12 protein-coding genes are annotated in these 15,758 nt (G+C 66.8%); all 12 read right to left on the reverse strand.

What is annotated here, in order from left to right:
* Positions 1 to 62 precede the first annotated feature (62 nt).
* The 12 genes from NA3_RS31485 to NA3_RS31540 all read right to left on the reverse strand — a co-directional run bounded on the left by NA3_RS31485 (position 63) and on the right by NA3_RS31540 (position 15,643).
* Complete coding sequence (locus tag NA3_RS31485; protein WP_062967910.1) at positions 63 to 2,222, reverse strand: 3-hydroxyacyl-CoA dehydrogenase NAD-binding domain-containing protein; 2,160 nt, start codon at positions 2,220 to 2,222, stop codon at positions 63 to 65.
* A gap of 5 nt (positions 2,223 to 2,227) precedes the next feature.
* Entirely contained in the window at positions 2,228 to 3,439 is a 1,212-nt protein-coding gene (locus tag NA3_RS31490; RefSeq protein ID WP_062967912.1) for an acetyl-CoA C-acetyltransferase, read from the reverse strand.
* Between the two features lie 136 nt (positions 3,440 to 3,575).
* On the reverse strand, positions 3,576 to 4,103 hold the full coding sequence (locus tag NA3_RS31495; protein ID WP_062967914.1) for a hypothetical protein: 528 nt from the start codon (positions 4,101 to 4,103) through the stop codon (positions 3,576 to 3,578).
* Between the two features lie 48 nt (positions 4,104 to 4,151).
* Positions 4,152 to 5,207 carry a 2,3-butanediol dehydrogenase gene (locus tag NA3_RS31500; protein ID WP_062967916.1) on the reverse strand — a complete coding sequence of 352 codons (1,056 nt, stop codon included), beginning with the start codon at positions 5,205 to 5,207 and terminating at the stop codon, positions 4,152 to 4,154.
* Entirely contained in the window at positions 5,204 to 6,358 is a 1,155-nt protein-coding gene (locus tag NA3_RS31505) for an acetyl-CoA C-acetyltransferase (protein WP_128145347.1), read from the reverse strand. The genes NA3_RS31500 and NA3_RS31505 overlap by 4 nt, the downstream gene beginning before the upstream one ends.
* A 92-nt stretch (positions 6,359 to 6,450) precedes the next feature.
* Positions 6,451 to 7,305: an enoyl-CoA hydratase gene (locus tag NA3_RS31510; RefSeq protein ID WP_062967919.1), complete on the reverse strand. Its 855-nt coding sequence runs from the start codon at positions 7,303 to 7,305 to the stop codon at positions 6,451 to 6,453.
* Between the two features lie 2 nt (positions 7,306 to 7,307).
* On the reverse strand, positions 7,308 to 8,804 hold the full coding sequence (locus NA3_RS31515) for an aldehyde dehydrogenase family protein (protein WP_062967921.1): 1,497 nt from the start codon (positions 8,802 to 8,804) through the stop codon (positions 7,308 to 7,310).
* Positions 8,801 to 10,471, reverse strand: coding sequence for an AMP-binding protein (locus NA3_RS31520; protein ID WP_062967923.1), 1,671 nt, complete (start codon positions 10,469 to 10,471; stop codon positions 8,801 to 8,803). Before NA3_RS31520 ends, NA3_RS31515 begins: the two co-directional genes overlap by 4 nt.
* A gap of 43 nt (positions 10,472 to 10,514) precedes the next feature.
* Entirely contained in the window at positions 10,515 to 12,209 is a 1,695-nt protein-coding gene (locus NA3_RS31525) for a thiamine pyrophosphate-requiring protein (protein ID WP_062967925.1), read from the reverse strand.
* A gap of 32 nt (positions 12,210 to 12,241) precedes the next feature.
* A complete protein-coding gene (locus NA3_RS31530; protein WP_062967927.1) occupies positions 12,242 to 13,174 on the reverse strand; it encodes a TIGR03620 family F420-dependent LLM class oxidoreductase in 933 nt (310 codons plus the stop codon).
* Positions 13,171 to 14,364, reverse strand: a complete 1,194-nt coding sequence (locus NA3_RS31535) for an amidohydrolase family protein (RefSeq protein ID WP_062967929.1) — start codon at positions 14,362 to 14,364, stop codon at positions 13,171 to 13,173. The genes NA3_RS31530 and NA3_RS31535 overlap by 4 nt, the downstream gene beginning before the upstream one ends.
* A gap of 82 nt (positions 14,365 to 14,446) precedes the next feature.
* Positions 14,447 to 15,643 carry an amidohydrolase family protein gene (locus NA3_RS31540; RefSeq protein ID WP_062967932.1) on the reverse strand — a complete coding sequence of 399 codons (1,197 nt, stop codon included), beginning with the start codon at positions 15,641 to 15,643 and terminating at the stop codon, positions 14,447 to 14,449.
* Positions 15,644 to 15,758: the final 115 nt, after the last annotated feature.

The raw sequence follows: 15,758 nt of genomic DNA on the forward strand, positions 1-15,758 counted from the left end.
GCGGCCCGGCCGGTAGCGGCCGGGCCCGGCACACCGGTGGTGCCTGCGGGGTATCCAGGCGTCTACTCGTAGATCTCGCCCTTTTCGGCCTTCTCCACCAACGAATCCGGCGGCAGGAAGTGGTCACCGTAGCGTTCGGCCAGCTCTCGTGCCCGGGCGACGAACCCGGCCAAGCCACCCTCGTACTGGTTGATGTACTGAATGACCCCGCCGGTCCAGGCGGGGAAGCCGATCCCGAACAGCGAGCCGATATTGGCGTCCTGCACGGAGTTCAGCACGCCCTCGTCGAAACATTTGACCGTTTCCAGCGCCTCGGCGAACAGCATGCGGTCGCGCAGATCCTCGAGCGGGATCTGCCTGCTGCCGCTCTGGAACGCCGTGCGAAGCCCCGGCCAGATGCGGGTGCGTGCGCCGTCGACGTATTCGTAGAACCCGCCGCCGGTGGAGCGGCCCCGGCGATCGAATTCGTCGAGCATCCGGTCGATGACGGCTTCCGAACTGTGCGAGACCCACTGTCCCCCAGCGGCTTCCAGCGCCGCGCGGGACTCCTGCCGGACCTTGCGCGGCAGCGTCAGGGTCAGCTCGTCCCACAATTGCAGCGGCGGAGCGGGATAGCCCGCCAGCGCACCGGCCCGCTCGACCGACGCCGGCTCGACGCCCTCCCCGACCGCGGCCACGGCCTCGTTGAGGAAGGTGCTGATCACGCGCGAGGTGAAGAAGCCGCGGCTGTCGTTGACGACGATGGGCGTCTTCCGGATCTGCAGCACGAAGTCGAAGACCTTCGCCAGTGTCGCATCGGAGGTCTTCGCGCCGCGGATGATCTCCACGAGCGGCATCTTGTCCACCGGCGAGAAGAAGTGGATGCCGATGAAGTCTTCCTGCCGCCGCACGCCCTGGGCCAGTTCGGTGATCGGCAGCGTGGAGGTGTTGGAGCCGAGCACCGCGTCCGGTTCGACGATGTTCTCGATTTCGCCGAAGACTTTGTTCTTGAGTTCCGGACTTTCGAACACCGCCTCGATCACGAAGTCGACGCCCGCGAAGTCCGCGGGGTCGGCCGTCGGCGTGATCCGGGAAAGCAGCGCCTCCGAGGCCGCCTGCATGGTCGCGCCCCGGGCGAGCGCCTTCTGCTCGAGCTCGACCGCGTAACCCTTGCCCTTCTCGGCATTCTCCAGCGATACATCCTTCAGCACCACGTCGATGCCCGCCATGGCCGACACGTACGCGATCGCCGCACCCATCATCCCGGCGCCGAGCACGCCGACCTTGCGCGCGGTGTACTTCTCGAACCCATCGGGCCGGGAGCCGCCCGCGTTGATCCGCTGCAGGTCGAAGAAATACGCCTTGGTCATGTTCTTCGCGACCTGGCTGGTGACGACGCTGACGAAGTAGCGGGTCTCGATCGTGATCGCGGTATCGAAATCGACCTGTGCGCCTTCGGTCGCAGCGGCCAGAATCGCCCGCGGGGCCGGCATCGGCGCGCCCTTCAACTGCTTGCGCAGATTCGCCGGCAGGCTGCCCAGCAGTGCCGCGAACTCCGGGTCCGAGGGTGAACCACCGGGCATCCGGTAGCCCTGGACATCCCACGGCTGCACGGCGTCGGGGTGGGCTTTGATCCATTCCTTGGCCTTGGGCAGCAGTTCGTCCACCGACGACACCACCTCGTCGACGAGCCCGATTTCCTTGGCCCGCAATGGTTCGTACCGCTGCCCCTGCAACAGCACATCGTGCAGCGCGCTGTGGATTCCGAGCAGTCGTGTGGTGCGCACGACGCCACCCGCGCCGGGCAGCAGGCCCAGCGTCACCTCGGGCAGCCCGACGACAGTACCCGGCACATCGGCGGCGATGCGGTGATGGGTCGTGAGCGCGATCTCCAGCCCGCCACCGAGCGCGGCGCCGTTGATCGCCGCCACCACCGGTTTGCCCAGGGTTTCCAGGCGGCGCATGGATGCCTTCGTCGCCTCGCTCTTGCGGGTGACGACCTCGGCGTGCTCGGGCCGGGCGCGGATCAGATCCCGGAGATCACCGCCGGCGAAGAAGGTCTTCTTGGCGGAGGTGATCACCACGCCGGTGATCGAATCCTTCGCGGCCACAAGCCTTTCCACGACCTTCGCGAACGACTCCTGGAAGTCGGAGTTCATCGTGTTGGCGGACTGGTTCGGATCGTCCAGAGTCAGGACGACGATGCCGTCGGCGTCCTGGTCCCAGCGAATCGTGTCGGTCATTTCCCTCACACCCGTTCGATGATCGTCGCGATACCCATGCCGCCGCCCACGCACAACGACACCAGTGCGCGCCGGGCCTGTCGCCGCTCCAGCTCGTCGACCATGGTGCCGAGGATCATCGCGCCGGTGGCTCCGAGCGGGTGCCCCATCGCGATCGCGCCGCCGTTGACGTTGACCTTCTCGTCGGGCAGCTTCAGGTCCTTCATCCACTTCATGACAACCGAGGCGAAGGCCTCGTTGAGCTCGAAGAGATCGATGTCGTCGGTGGTCAGACCGGCGAGATCGAGGACCTTGCGGGTGGCCGGAGTGGGACCGGTCAGCATGATCGTCGGATCCGACCCGGTGATCGCGGCGGCCGTGATGCGGGCACGCGGGGTGAGTCCGAGGTCCTTACCGACCTGTTCGTTGCCGATCAGCACCAGTGCGGCGCCGTCGACGATGCCGGAGGAGTTCCCGCCGGTGTGCACGTGGTCGATCTTCTCGACCCAGTGGTACTTCTGCAGCGCCACCGCGTCGAAACCACCCACATCACCCAGGCCCGCGAAGGCCGGCCGGAGCTTGCCGAGCGACTCGACGGTGCTGCCTGGCCGGCGGTGCTCGTCGTGGTCGAGGATCGTGATCCCGTTGATATCCTTCACGGGCACAACGGATTTCGCGAAGTATCCGCCCGACCACGCGGCCTCGGCCCGGTCCTGCGACCGTACCGCGAAACGGTCGACATCCTCTCGCGAGAACCCCTCGATGGTCGCGATCAGGTCCGCGCCGATGCCCTGCGGCGCGGTGTAGCTGTCGTAGGTCAGCACCGGGTCGTTGAACATCGGGCCACCGTCGGAGCCCATCGGCACCCGCGACATCGACTCCACACCGCCGGCGATGATCAGGTTCTCCCAGCCCGAACGCACCCGCGCCGCAGCCTGATTGACCGCTTCGAGACCGGATGAGCAGAACCGGTTGAGCTGGACGCCAGCGACCGTGTCGGGCAAGCCCGCACCCATCGCGGCGGCGCGGGCGATATTGCCGCCCTGGTCCCCGATCGGCGAGACCACGCCCAGGATGATGTCGTTGATCGCGGCGGGATCGAGACCGGGGTGGCGCGCCAGGAGTTCGTCGAGCAGCCCGACCACCAGATCGATCGGCTTGGTCCCGTGCAGGGAACCGCCCTTGTTCTTGCCTCGCGGTGTGCGAATCGCCTCGTAGATATACGCCTCGTTACTCACACCGAGGGTCCGTTTTCAGTCATGGGAAATGTCAATCGCTTTCGTCGAGAAGTGCAATCGAGTGAATTCGGCCGATGCCGCCGGCGCGCGCCGCCGGCGGCATCACGGGCCCGAACACCGCACGCGTCGCGGGGACCTACTTGGGTGCGTTGATGGTCAGTCCGCGCGAAGCGGCCACTTGGAAGGCGTCGTGCTTGGCGATGGTCGGCGCGCTGTCCCGAATTCGCGTGACCCCGGGCAGGCTCTCGAAGTCGGGGCCGAGCTGTTCGATCATCATCTCCCCGAAGACCGGATCGGTGTACATCCGCTCCCCGGAGATCAACTTGGCTTCGGGGTCGAACGACATCACCACCAGGTACAGGCCGTTGACCCGTTCCCCTTGCCGCGTGGTGTACGTCATGTGTGCCTCACGCAGCAACGTGTTGGTGGCGATTCCGTGGACGCGCCGCTCGGCGGCGACATCGCGGCCCTCGTTGCCTCCCAGGATGCGCCGATACGTTTCGCGCACAGCGTCTTCGCCGTCGACCGCCAACCCGACGAACGCGAGTTCGTAGTGCGGGTTGGGCGCCAACGTCGCCATGGTGGCCTCGACATCCTGCTCCAGCTCCGCGATCTCGTGGGCAAGCAGGATTTCTTCCATTTCCTTCTTGGTCAATTCAGCCATGTCATCGATCCTTTCGTGAAACGCACTCGGCGTTGTGTTGCTCCGCAATCAATTCGAGCGGATGAGAACCTTCGCGCCGGTTCCGTTGCGCAGCGCGTGAATCGCATCGACAACGCCGGTCAGTGGAATCTCCTCGACCCATCCGGTGGTGTCGTAGATGCCGTTGGCCATCGCGGCGATAACGGCATCGAACTCCTCGGGCTTGTAGCCGACGGCACCGACGATCTCGGTCTCGCCCATCATGAGGAGAGTCGGATTGAATTCCATCGGATGCTCGTGCAGGGAGACCACCACGACACGGCCGCCGGGTGCCAGACTCGCCAGCGCCGCGGTGATCGCGGGCCCGGCTCCAGCAGCCTCCACGGCGACGTCGACCCCGGCGCCTCCGGTGAATTCGGCGACGGCGGCGGCCAGATCCTCGTTCACCGGGTCCACGACGGTGGCACCCAGCGCGGTGATGATCGCGCGGCGGTCCGCGCTCGGCTCGGACACGAGCACCTTCTCGACGCCGCGCGCCTTGAACGCGAACCATGCCCCGATGCCGATCGGCCCGGCTCCCGCGATGAGAGCAGTACCTCCGCTGTCGACGCCGGTCCGCGCGACAGCGTGCCAGCCGACCGACATCGGCTCGACGAGTGCGCCCATCCGCAGGTCGACGTTGTCGGGCAGCAGGTGCAGCGCCGACGCGTCGACCGTGGTGAATTCCGACAGGCCACCGCCGGGCGCACTCGCACCGACCGAGGCCATCATCCGGCACGAGAACGGCAGGCCGCGCCGGCACGCCACGCACTCACCACAGGACACCGCGAGCGGAAATACCGCGGCGCGGTCGCCGATCTTCACATCCGTGACGCCCGCACCGATGTCGACGACGGTCCCGGAGAATTCGTGGCCGAGCACCTGGGGCAACGTGGCTCCCGTCAGGGGATGCGCCTGATGCACATCCCAGGGCAATGCCTCGGGGTAGTAATAGAAATGCAGGTCGGAGCCGCAAATGCCGGAGTAGGCGTTGCGTAGTTTCACCTGGCCGGGGCCGGGGCGGCCGGGGTCCGGAATCTCTTCGACACGAATGTCTTCCTTGCCGAAGAACAGAGCGGCCTTCATATTTTCTCCTTTTTCACGGTGGCCGGCGGAGCCGGAGAGACGGTGTCCTTCCACCCCTTCGGTGCGATCGAGTCGGCGAGGGTGAGCAGGACAGCGGTGGTTCGGTGGGCATCGGCAGCGACCAGCGCACCGGCACGGCCGCCGGTGTCCTCGAGCGAATTCAGCATCGTGACCAGCGATCGCAGCTGACCGGACCGCGGGAGGTGGCCGAAGGCGAGGTCACCGCCGCGCGGATTCACCAGGTACTCACTGATTCCCGTTTCCTTGATCCAGGCCGGCGGCGTCACGGCACACTGTTCCGGCACCTCGAGTTGGTCGAGACCGTCGGCATCGAAGCCGCAGGGCGCGAGCAGTTCGTTCATCGCGCGTGTGCCGAGCGGCGCGATGCCGAACTCGGTGGACGCAGGGACGGGTGGCGTGATCCGGACACGGGCGCGGAATCGCAGACCCAGTCCGACCGCGTTCGCCTCACTGGTGAGGATGATCGCGCTCGCACCGCGGGCGCAGCGGGCTGTGATGATCGCTTCCTCGTCGACGAAGCCGTGCGCCTTACCGGCTCCTTCGCGCGCCCTGCCGCTGAAGGAGTCGATCGCGTCCGGCTTACGGAAGCAGTCGTCGACGTATCCGGGCGTGGTCGAAACGATTTCGGCTGCGAAGTCGCCGGCCGCGGCGCACTCGGCGGCGCGGGTGTACGACGAGCGCGCCCAGTCCGCCATCTCGTCCGGGGTGATCTCCCACCAGGCGGCGACGACACGTGCGGTATGCCGTCGCCGCTGGAGTTCGGCGCCGCCGTCCCCGTTCCACGAACCGGTTCCGAAGTCGGCAGCCGCGACGACGGCGACGACTTCCGGATCTCGCTCGATCGCCCGCACCGCCTGCGCCAGACTCGTCGCGCTGGTCGTGCCGACCGTGGTCCGCAGGCCGAGGGGTGGCGTGTCGAAGACCCAGCCGACCTGGTCGGCGGTGCAGCCCGTCGACAGGCAGCGGGGGTCGGAGAGGAACAACTCCGCGATTTCGGATCGGTCGAGGCAGGTTCTTCGCAGCAGAGCCGCGATCACGTCCTCGGTGAGCCCTGTGGGCGTTTCGGGCAGGTCTGGATCATCCGGGATGACTGCTGACCGGCCTGCATCGATGAGCACGACGCTGGTCATCTTGGCCTTCTTCAGCACTGGGGGGACGACTGGGAGTCAGTCGAGGGCAGCGTTCGGGGCGCTCGGGCGCCCGCGGATCATCGGCGCATCGTTCACGCCCCCGTCCCGGTCTTCGCCGTGAACGTCCGTTCCATGAATCCCGGATCGATCAGCATGCCGTGCACCTGTTGGTTGTGGCTGTGACACAGCTGGTGGTAGGCGAACGACGTCTGCATCGCAGTGGCCCGGCCCTGGTTGTCCTGGGCGACGTTCACGGCCTCCTTCGCGAGTTTCAAAGCGAAGAGCGGCTTTTCGGCGATGCGCGTCGCCAGCTGCAGCGTGAACGCTTCCAGCTCGTCGAGCGGCACGACGTGATTGACCATGCCGAGCCGATGTACCTCGGCCGCGGTGAGGAAATCGGAGGTGAACAACATTTCCTTGGCCTTGCGCACACCGACCTCGAACGGGTGGTTGAAGAATTCGGCGCCGGAAACACCCATCGATACCGTGTTGTCCTGGAACAGCGCGTCGTCGGCGGCGACGATCAGATCGCAGGGCCACACGAGCATGAGGCCACCGGCGATCACCTTCCCCTGTACCGCCGCGATGGTCGGCTTCGGCAGGTTGCGCCACCGCTCCGACAGTCCGAGATACATCTCCTTCTCGACCGCCATCTGCGATTCCGCTCCGGCGCAACCGAATCCGCACCAGGTACCGACGCGGCGGTGATCGGTGACCACCTGCAGTGCGTCGGTTTCGCGCAGGTCGTGGCCGGCGGAGAAGTGCGGGCCGTTCGCGGCGAGGACGATCACGCTGATCGAATCATCCTGTGCCGCACGGTCGAACGCGTCGTTGAGCTCGTACAGCATGCGCATGCTCTGCGCATTCCTCGCCTCGGGGCGATCGAGGACGATCCGGGCGACCTTGTCGGCCGGCCGCTCGTAGCGGATGGTGTCGAATTCGCTCACGATCAGCCCTGCCCCTCGGAACCACGCAGCCGGGCGATGACCTCGGCTGCCGCGGCGGCGGCAGCGGCGGCGACGGCCTCCACACGCTCCGGTGTCAGCGGCGGGACGAGCGTGCCGGCCAACCCGCTCGGCAGATCGTGGGAGGCGACGGGTCGCTGGTGGGAGAACGTGTCGAAGCCGGCCTTGCCGTGGTAGGCGCCCGAACCGCTCATCCCGACACCGCCGAACGGCACCGCGGGATTGCTGTACGCCAGACCGAAGTCGTTGCGCGACACCCCACCCGACGTGGTTCGCACCAGGAACCGGCGGAAATCGTCGGTGTCACCGCCGTACCAATAGGCCGACAGCGGATGTTCACCGGCCGCGACGTAGGCGATGGCCTCGTCGACGTCGGAGTAGGTGTGCACCACCAGCACCGGGCCGAAGATCTCCTCGTTGTTGATCTCCGCGTCGGGGGTGGTGTCGAGCAGCAGCGTCGGGGGGAGCCGGCGAGTGTCCGGGTCGGGCACCCGGTCCCGCTCCGCTTCCGGCACGATCACGATCTCGGTGGCGCCCTTGGCTTTCGCGTCCGCCACGAGCCCGGTGACGCGGGCGTAGTTCGCGTCGTTGACGATCGACACGACGTCGGGGTTGTCGGCGAAGGTCGGGAAGTGGGTCAGGACCGCCTGGCGGTAGGCCGCGACGAACGCGTCCCGGCTCGCTTCGGGCACGAAGGCGTAGTCCGGCGACAGGCACACCTGGCCGTTGTTGAACAGCCGCGCGGCCGCGATCCGGCCGGCCGCGTCGGCGACATCCGCATCGGGTGCGACGATCGCCGGGTTCTTGCCGCCGAGCTCGAGCGTCACCGGCACCAGATTCCTGCCCGCGGCCGTGGCGACGAGGCGCCCGACCTTCGGTGAGCCGGTGAAGAAGAGGTGATCGAAACGCAGCTCGGAGAACGCGGCCGCGGTCTTCAGCCCGCCGTTGACGACCGTGACCTCCTCCGGGCTCATCCGCGACGCCACCGCACGGGCGAAGACCGCACCGGTGCGCGGGGTCATATCGGAGAACTTGATCATCACCCGGTTACCGGCCGCCAGCGCCTCGACGGCCGGCACGAAAACGAGAACGAGCGGGAAATTCCACGGACCGATAACTCCCACAACGCCTTTCGGGCGGTTCTGCACGAAAGCGGGAATGACGCCGCCCATCGCCGCGGGCACGTCGGTGGGAGCCATCCACGCCTCGAGCTGCTCCCGGGTGTCGGCGATCTCCGGCAGGCCGCCGAGGATGTCGACCTCCATCGAGGTGGTCGCCGGACGGTTGCCGAAATCGGCGTTCAGGGCCTCGGCGAGTTCGTCCCGGTGTTCCAGGACCGCGGCGACGAGGCGGTCGATACGGTCGCGCCGAGTCGCGGCGTCAGGGATCGGATCGAGAGCTTGCGCGGCCCGCTGGGCGTCGAGCAGACGCTGCAATTCCTCGGGGGCGACGTCGACGATCGATTCGGTGGTGAGAGTCATTTGATCAGTTCCTTCTGTGCGGACGCGTCCTGCGCGGCGATCTCGCCGGCCCATCGGTAGTCGACCTTGCCCGCCGGGCTGCGGACCACCGAGCTCACGCGGACGACGGCTTTCGGCAACTTGTAGCGAGCGAGCCGCGTCGCGGCGTCGGCCAGCAGTTCCTCGTCGGTCGGTTCGAATCCGGGACGCAGCTGCACGACCGCGACGACCTCGTTGCCCCACCGCTCGCTCGGCCGGCCCACGACGATGACGTCGGCGACCGCGGGGTGGACGATCAGCGCCTCTTCGACCTCCTCGGCGAAGATCTTTTCGCCGCCGGAGTTGATGGTCACCGAGTCGCGGCCCAGCAGCTCGATACTGCCGTCGGCCAGGTGTCGCGCCCGATCGCCGGGCAGCGCCACGCGCCGGCCCTCGACGACGGGGAATGTGCGTTCGGTTTTCGCGCGGTCGCCGAGGTATCCGAACGGGATGGCGCCGTATCGGCCCAACCATCCTGTCTCCGGATCGCCCGGTGCGAGAATCCGGCGATGGTCCTCGTCCACCACGCAGGTGCCGGCCGCGGGTGTGAATACGCCCGAAACCGCCGGCGCCGCACTGGTACTCAGGTTCGACAACTGGGAACCGGTCTCCGAGGAGCCTGCCACATCCGCGATGGCGACATGCGGCAGCAGCCGCAGGATGCGGTCCTTGACCGATGCGCTCGCCACCGCGCCGCCGGTGCCGACCAGCTGCAGCGACCGCCCGTGGTAGCCGCCGCGCTCGAACTCGTCGCACAAGGGAGTCGCGAACGAATTCCCGACGAGGTTCATCAATTGCACGCCCTCGCCGTCGATCACCTTCCACACCGAAGCGGGGTCGAGCCGGTCGACCACATCGGGGAACACCACAGCACCTCCGCTGAGCAGCCCGGCCAGCGCGATCCATTGCGCCGCGGCGTGCATCAGCGGCGGCAACGGCAGCACGACTCGCCGATCGCTCGCGACGGCCAGATCGACGCCCTCCGCGAGCGAGGCCACCTCGAAGAACCCCTCGGGAAGGAAAGCGGCCAAAGCACTTTCGAGGATGGCGGCCTGCGACCACAACGTTCCCTTGGGCATTCCGGTCGTGCCGCCGGTGTAGACCATGTAGAGGTCGTCGGGGTCCGGCGCCGCCCCGGGCGTCTCGGCACTCGAGGCAGCCAGAGCGATCTCGTAGTCGAGAGCTCCGGGGAGCAACGCGTTGCCGGATTCGTCGGCGACCTGGAGCAGGAGCGCCGGCGGATTACGCAGCGAGCCGAGAACCGCTCCGAGAGTCGGCGCGAAGCGGGCGTGGTAGATGATCGCGCGCGGCGCGGAGTCGTCGAGCAGATAGGTCAGCTCGGCTTCGACGTAGCGATAGTTGACGTTCAGTGATGCCGCGCGAGCGGCCGCCGCACCGAGCATCCCCTCCAGGTACTCGTTGCCGTTGAGCAGGTACAACGCGACATGATCCTGACCCGACTCCCACGGCTGCAGCTCGGAACGCGAGCGATGCACAGTAATCCCGTGCGCCAGAAGAAGATTGGCCAGCCGGTTGACCCGACCCGCCACCTCGCGGTAGGTGAGCCGCCGATCCCGGAACACGATGCAGTCGCGCTCCGGTGCCGCCGCGGCGACACCGGCGAACAGCTCGGCGTGGTTGTAACGCATCAGATCTCCATCAGGTGAACGGTCGGCAAGGGTGGGGACGCGGTCATTTGCAGCGGATGTCGAGCAGTGCCTGACGTCCCTCGTCGCGCACGACTCGCAGCGCCTCCTTGATCGCGCCCTCGAGTTCGCTGCGGCGGTGCACCGTCGCACCGTGGCCGCCCGACGCGATGCAGTACGCCGCCAGATCCGGTGAGGGGGCGAGGTTCGAGAAGCGGTCCTCGCCGGTGGTAGCGGCGGTGCCGTCGGGATAGACGAGGTAGGTCGCCGAGTCGACGGCGGTCCAGTTGCTGTTGTTGGCGATGATCGTCAGCACCGGCAGTTCGTGTTTCGCCGCCGCGTGGTGGCAGGCCGCCGGGTTGGCGAACATGTAGGCGCCGTCGCCGAGCGTGGCGACCACGGTACGGTCCCGCGCGGCGTATTTGGCGCCGAGCGCGGCCGGCAGTCCCCAGCCGAGACCACCCGAGGCGGGCAGGAAGTAGTAGGTGCCGGGCTTCGTCCGGCCGAGCAGGTCGGGATACGACACGTACTCGTTGAACACGATGTCGTCGTCGTCGAGCAGATCCCCCAGCACCGCGGAGATGGCCGCCGTGCTGATCACGTCATCGTCGTCACGGGCGAGTTCGGTCTGCCGAAGTCCTTCCGCTGCAGCACGATTCGCTGTGGCGAGGGTACGGATCTGCTCGGCGCGGGCCTGATCGATGCGCTCGGCCCGGACCTCCAGAGCCTCGGCCAACCGGGCCAGGAACGCGGTCGGCGTGGCACTGATGGTGAGGTCCGAACGGTGCGATCGCATCGGGTAGCTGGTGAACAGCGGGTCGACGCCGACCTGGGTGATGAAGCAGTTCGCGGCCGGCGCCGTACGGGCCTGAATCCACGGCACGTCGCACTCGAGGAATACCACCACGTCGGCCCGCTCGAGCACAGTTGCCACGTCGGCCCCGATGCGGTGCGGATGGTCGAAGGGGATGTTCAGATAGCGTGCCCACGGGTCGGCGACGCCGACCGCGAACCGCGTGCTGAGGTCGGCGAGCACGGCGACGGACTCGGTTTCGGCGCCGGCCGCCGCCGCCACGATCACCGGGAATTCGGCTGCGACCAGTCGGTCGGCGAGCGCGTCGATGGCTGCCGGATCGGGCTGCAGGGTGGCCGGCACGGGCATCGGCGGTTGCGCGTGCACCGGTTCGTCGGCCGCCTCGGCGAGTACCTCACGGGGAAGCGACAGGTACACCGGGCCGCGGGGGTGCGCGGAGGCGACGCTCAAGGCGCGGTCGACAACGGCCTCCACCTGACGCGGATCCCGTAATTCGTAGTCCCACTTGACGAATTCGCGCACCATGCTCGCCTGGTCGAACATCTCCTGCGACCAATGGATCGGCAGGTCCCGCGCGCCGGTCGCGCCGAATTCGAGGATCGGCGAACGTCCGGCCGTGACCAGCAACGGCACCCGGTCACGGGCGGCGTTGGCGACGGAGCACACCGCGTTACCCGTACCGACGTTGACGTGCAGCATGAGTGCCTGCGGACGACCCGTCACGAGGGCGGCGCCGTGGGCCATACCGCCGGCGAGGTTCTCGTGGGCGCACAGGACGGGCGTCGGCAGCGTCGGGCCGCCTTCGGCCTTGTTGTCGGCGTAGGCCTCGACGATCGGCGCGAAGTCGGTCCCCGCGTTGACGAAGAACCACTCGATGCCTTGCTCGGCAAGTGCGGTGAGGTAACGGGTAGCAGCGGTGTGCGGCATGGAAAGCTTTCTGTTGGAGGCGGAGACGGAGATCAGGTGGCCGGTCGGCCGCGCAGGGACGGGATGACCGACGCCAGTTCGCGCCACTCGGTCATCGGCAGGGTCTGCAGATCCGTGGTCAGCACCTGTACGCAGACGTGATCGGCGCCGGCGTCGAGGTGGGCCTGTATCCGCTCGACGATCTGCTCGAGCGAACCACGGGCGACGATGGCGTCGACCAGACGATCGCTTCCGCCACCGCCCAAATCGTCGTCACCCCAACCCAATCGGCGCAGGTTGTTGGTGTAGTTCGGTAGCGCCAGATACCGCTGCATGAACCGGCGGGCGACCTCGCGGGCCGCGGTCACATCGGTGTCGAAGACGACGGTCTGGGCGGGCGCCAGCAGCGGTTCGCGCCCGATAGCCTCGCGCGCGGCGGCGGTGTGCTCGACCGGAACGAAGTAGGTGTGCGCGCCCACGCCGCGTTGCGCGGCGAGCCCGAGCATCCGGGGCCCGAGCGCTGCCAACACCCGCTGGGGGGCGACCGGCGCGGGCGCCCCCCAGAAGGTGCCGGCATCCATCCTGTCGAGGTAGTCGACCATCGTGCTGAAGGGTTTGCCACCGTAGCGGCGGTGGTGGTTCCCTTCGACCAACGGCTGATGACTGACCCCGACACCCAGCAGGAACCGTTCCGGAAACGCCTCGCCGAGGGTCTGCCAGCCCGCATTCATCGTCATGGCGGTGCGAGCGTGCAGGCTGGCGATACCGGTGGCCACCGTCATGCGAGCGGTGGCCGACAACAGCAGCGCGGCGTTGGCGAACGGCTCCCGGGCAATCGCCTCGGGCACCCACAGCGCGCCGAAACCCATGTCATCGAGCTCGGCGGCCGCGTCCTGGGCACGGGACATCGGCTGCACATCGAGCTGGTAGGACCAGATTCCCAGCGGGCCGAGGTGTGGGATGGAAGCTGTGACAACGGATTTCATGGCAACAGCCACTCGGCGTTCGTGCGGAAGAACTTGGTGGTGATTTCCTCGCCCAGCGGTTCGAGCTTGGCGAGCATCGTGTTCATCGAGTCTTTCGTGCCTTCGACGTGCGGGTAATCGGTCGAATAGCAGAAGACGTCGGCGAGATCCGGGTCGTCGCGGAAGTAGCGATCGATGGGCTCGAAATTGAACGGCGAGATCCGCACGTTCCGGGCGATGTATTCCGACGGCTTCAACGGGAATTTGCCCGCCGCGGCCCCCGGGAACACGTCCACATACATGTTCATCCGGCGAGCGGCGTTACCGATCCAATGCGCTCCCACTTCGAGAAGACCCACTCGCAGACGGGGGAACCGCTCGAACACCCCACCGAGAACCATGGTCGACAGGTAGTTGTCGATGGCCATGTGGACCGTCGAGAAGATCTGCAGATTGGCGTTCGGGATCTCGGCGGACTGGAAGAGCGCGGAAAAGGTCTCGGCGAAAGTCCAGCGCGGATCCAGGAAGAAGAACTCGGTGCCGATGTGCAGCGTCACCGCCACATTCGCGGATTCGAACAGATCCCACATCGGGTCGAGCGCCGAATGCGCCGGCGAGAAACCGCCCGGCGGCTCGTCGGCCTGCAGGTACACCGCACGCGCCCCGCCGTCGACCAACCTCTTGGCGGTATCGAGCATTTCGCCGAGATCCTGGCTGGTGGGGACGACCCCGACCATGCGGATACGGTCGGTGTCGGGTCGTGCGCTGTCGAGAGCCCAGTCGTTGTATTCACGCATGAAGCGCTTGGCGAATTCCGGCCGCGACAGGTCGCCGAACATCGACACGTCGCCTCCGAAGCGCCCGGCATACGCCATATCGCTCATGCCGCCGACCAGCAGCGCCGCGAGCGCCGAGGTCGGAAAGACCAGCTGGCGGTCGATACCCATCGTGTCCAGCACCTCCGCGCGCCGATCGAGATCGATCGCGCTCGGCGCCGGCGGCCCCTTGATGTCCCAGATATTGTCCGGGTCCACGGCCATCGTGTCCTGCACGCCGGGCTGGTGCATATTGGTGGCGCTCGGATCGGGATGCAGCCGGTCCGCGACCTCGAAAAGATCGCCCAGCATCCGCCCGGCGGGGCCGAACACCTCTCCGAGGAGGTGACCGGGGATCATTTCGTGGCTGTCGACGTCATGTGCAAGGAGCTTCATTGCAACCTCTGGTGTTCTGAATCAACCGATCCGAGACCGGGGTGGTCGGAAGCGAGCGCCCGGCAGGCGCTCGCTGTGTCGATCACGGCAGCAGCCACTCGGCATTCGTCCGGAAGAACTTCGTCGTGATCTCCTCGCCCAAGGGCTCGACCTTCGCGAGCATGTTCCTCATCGAGTCCTTGGTGCCTTCGACGTGCGGATAGTCGGTCGAATAGCAGAACACGTCGGCCAGCGCCGGGTCGTCCTGGAAGTAGCGGTCGACCGGCTCGAAATTGAAGGGCGACACCCGCACGTTGCGCGCGATGTACTCGGAGGGCTTCAGCGGGAATTTGGCGGCGGCCGATCCCGGAAAAACCTTGATGTACATATCCATTCGCCGGGCAGCATTCCCGACCCAATGCGCACCGACTTCGAACAGGCCCAAACGCAGCCGGGGGAACCGTTCGAACACGCCACCGAGAACCATGGCGGACAGGTAGTTGTCGATGGCCATGTGGACGGTCGAGAACAGCTGAATATTGGTGTTCGGAATCTCCGGGGACTGGAACAGATCCGCGAAGGTTTCGGCGATCATCCATCCCGGGTCCAGGAACGCGAATTCGGTTCCGATATGCAGAGTTACGGCGATATCGTTGGCCTCGAGCAGCCGCCACAGCGGGTCGAGCGCCGAGTGCGCCGGCGAGACCCCACCGGGCGGAACGTCCGCCTGCAGGTATACCGCGCGAACACCGGCATCGATCAAATCCTTTGCCGTGGCGATCATTTCGTTCACATCGGGACTCGTATTGAGAATCCCCACCATCCGGATCCGGCCGTCGGCCAGGACCGCATTGGCCTTGACCCACTCGTTGTAGGACCGCACGTAGCTCTTCGCGAAATCGGGCCGCGACACGCCCTCGAACACCGAAAGGTCACCGCCGAAGCGCATCTCGTAAGCGAGGTCCGTCATCTCCCCGATGATCATCGCGGCGATCGCCGTGGTCGGAAAGACCAGCTGGCGGTCGATCCCCATGACATCGAGGACCTCCGCGCGCCGTCCGAGGTCGATCGCGCTCGGAGCCGAGGGGCCCTTGATCTTCCAGATGCCCTCGGGGTCGATCTCCTTCGTATCGCCCAGCACGTCGAGCTGGTGCATATTGGTGTCGGTCGGATCCGGCCGGAGACGGTCGGCCGATTCGAAAACCTTGCCCATGATTCGCCCGGGCTGCCCCAGGACGTCCTCGAGCAGGTGACTGGGAATCATCTCGTGACTGTCCACGTCGTGCGCAAGCAGCTTCATTGCAGCCTCTCTGGATTCGATACGGGAACGAGAAGATCGGTGGGCTGGAGCCTCGACGTCGATCGGCTTCCGAGAGCCGTCGACCGCCGGTCCGTCGTACTAGATAGATTGATCT

The organism is Nocardia africana NBRC 100379 (assembly GCF_001612635.1).
GTDB classification, from domain to species: domain Bacteria; phylum Actinomycetota; class Actinomycetes; order Mycobacteriales; family Mycobacteriaceae; genus Nocardia; species Nocardia africana.

Bases quoted from the DNA above. Each gene is read 5' to 3' on its own strand.
- NA3_RS31500 (WP_062967916.1), bottom strand. From the start codon at position 5,207: ATGAAGGCCGCTCTGTTCTTCGGCAAGGAAGACATTCGTGTCGAAGAG.
- NA3_RS31520 (WP_062967923.1), bottom strand. From the start codon at position 10,471: ATGCGTTACAACCACGCCGAGCTGTTCGCCGGTGTCGCCGCGGCGGCA.
- NA3_RS31505 (WP_128145347.1), bottom strand. From the start codon at position 6,358: ATGACCAGCGTCGTGCTCATCGATGCAGGCCGGTCAGCAGTCATCCCG.
- NA3_RS31525 (WP_062967925.1), bottom strand. From the start codon at position 12,209: ATGCCGCACACCGCTGCTACCCGTTACCTCACCGCACTTGCCGAGCAA.
- NA3_RS31530 (WP_062967927.1), bottom strand. From the start codon at position 13,174: ATGAAATCCGTTGTCACAGCTTCCATCCCACACCTCGGCCCGCTGGGA.
- NA3_RS31495 (WP_062967914.1), bottom strand. From the start codon at position 4,103: ATGGCTGAATTGACCAAGAAGGAAATGGAAGAAATCCTGCTTGCCCAC.
- NA3_RS31535 (WP_062967929.1), bottom strand. From the start codon at position 14,364: ATGAAGCTCCTTGCACATGACGTCGACAGCCACGAAATGATCCCCGGT.
- NA3_RS31540 (WP_062967932.1), bottom strand. From the start codon at position 15,643: ATGAAGCTGCTTGCGCACGACGTGGACAGTCACGAGATGATTCCCAGT.
- NA3_RS31485 (WP_062967910.1), bottom strand. From the start codon at position 2,222: ATGACCGACACGATTCGCTGGGACCAGGACGCCGACGGCATCGTCGTC.
- NA3_RS31515 (WP_062967921.1), bottom strand. From the start codon at position 8,804: ATGACTCTCACCACCGAATCGATCGTCGACGTCGCCCCCGAGGAATTG.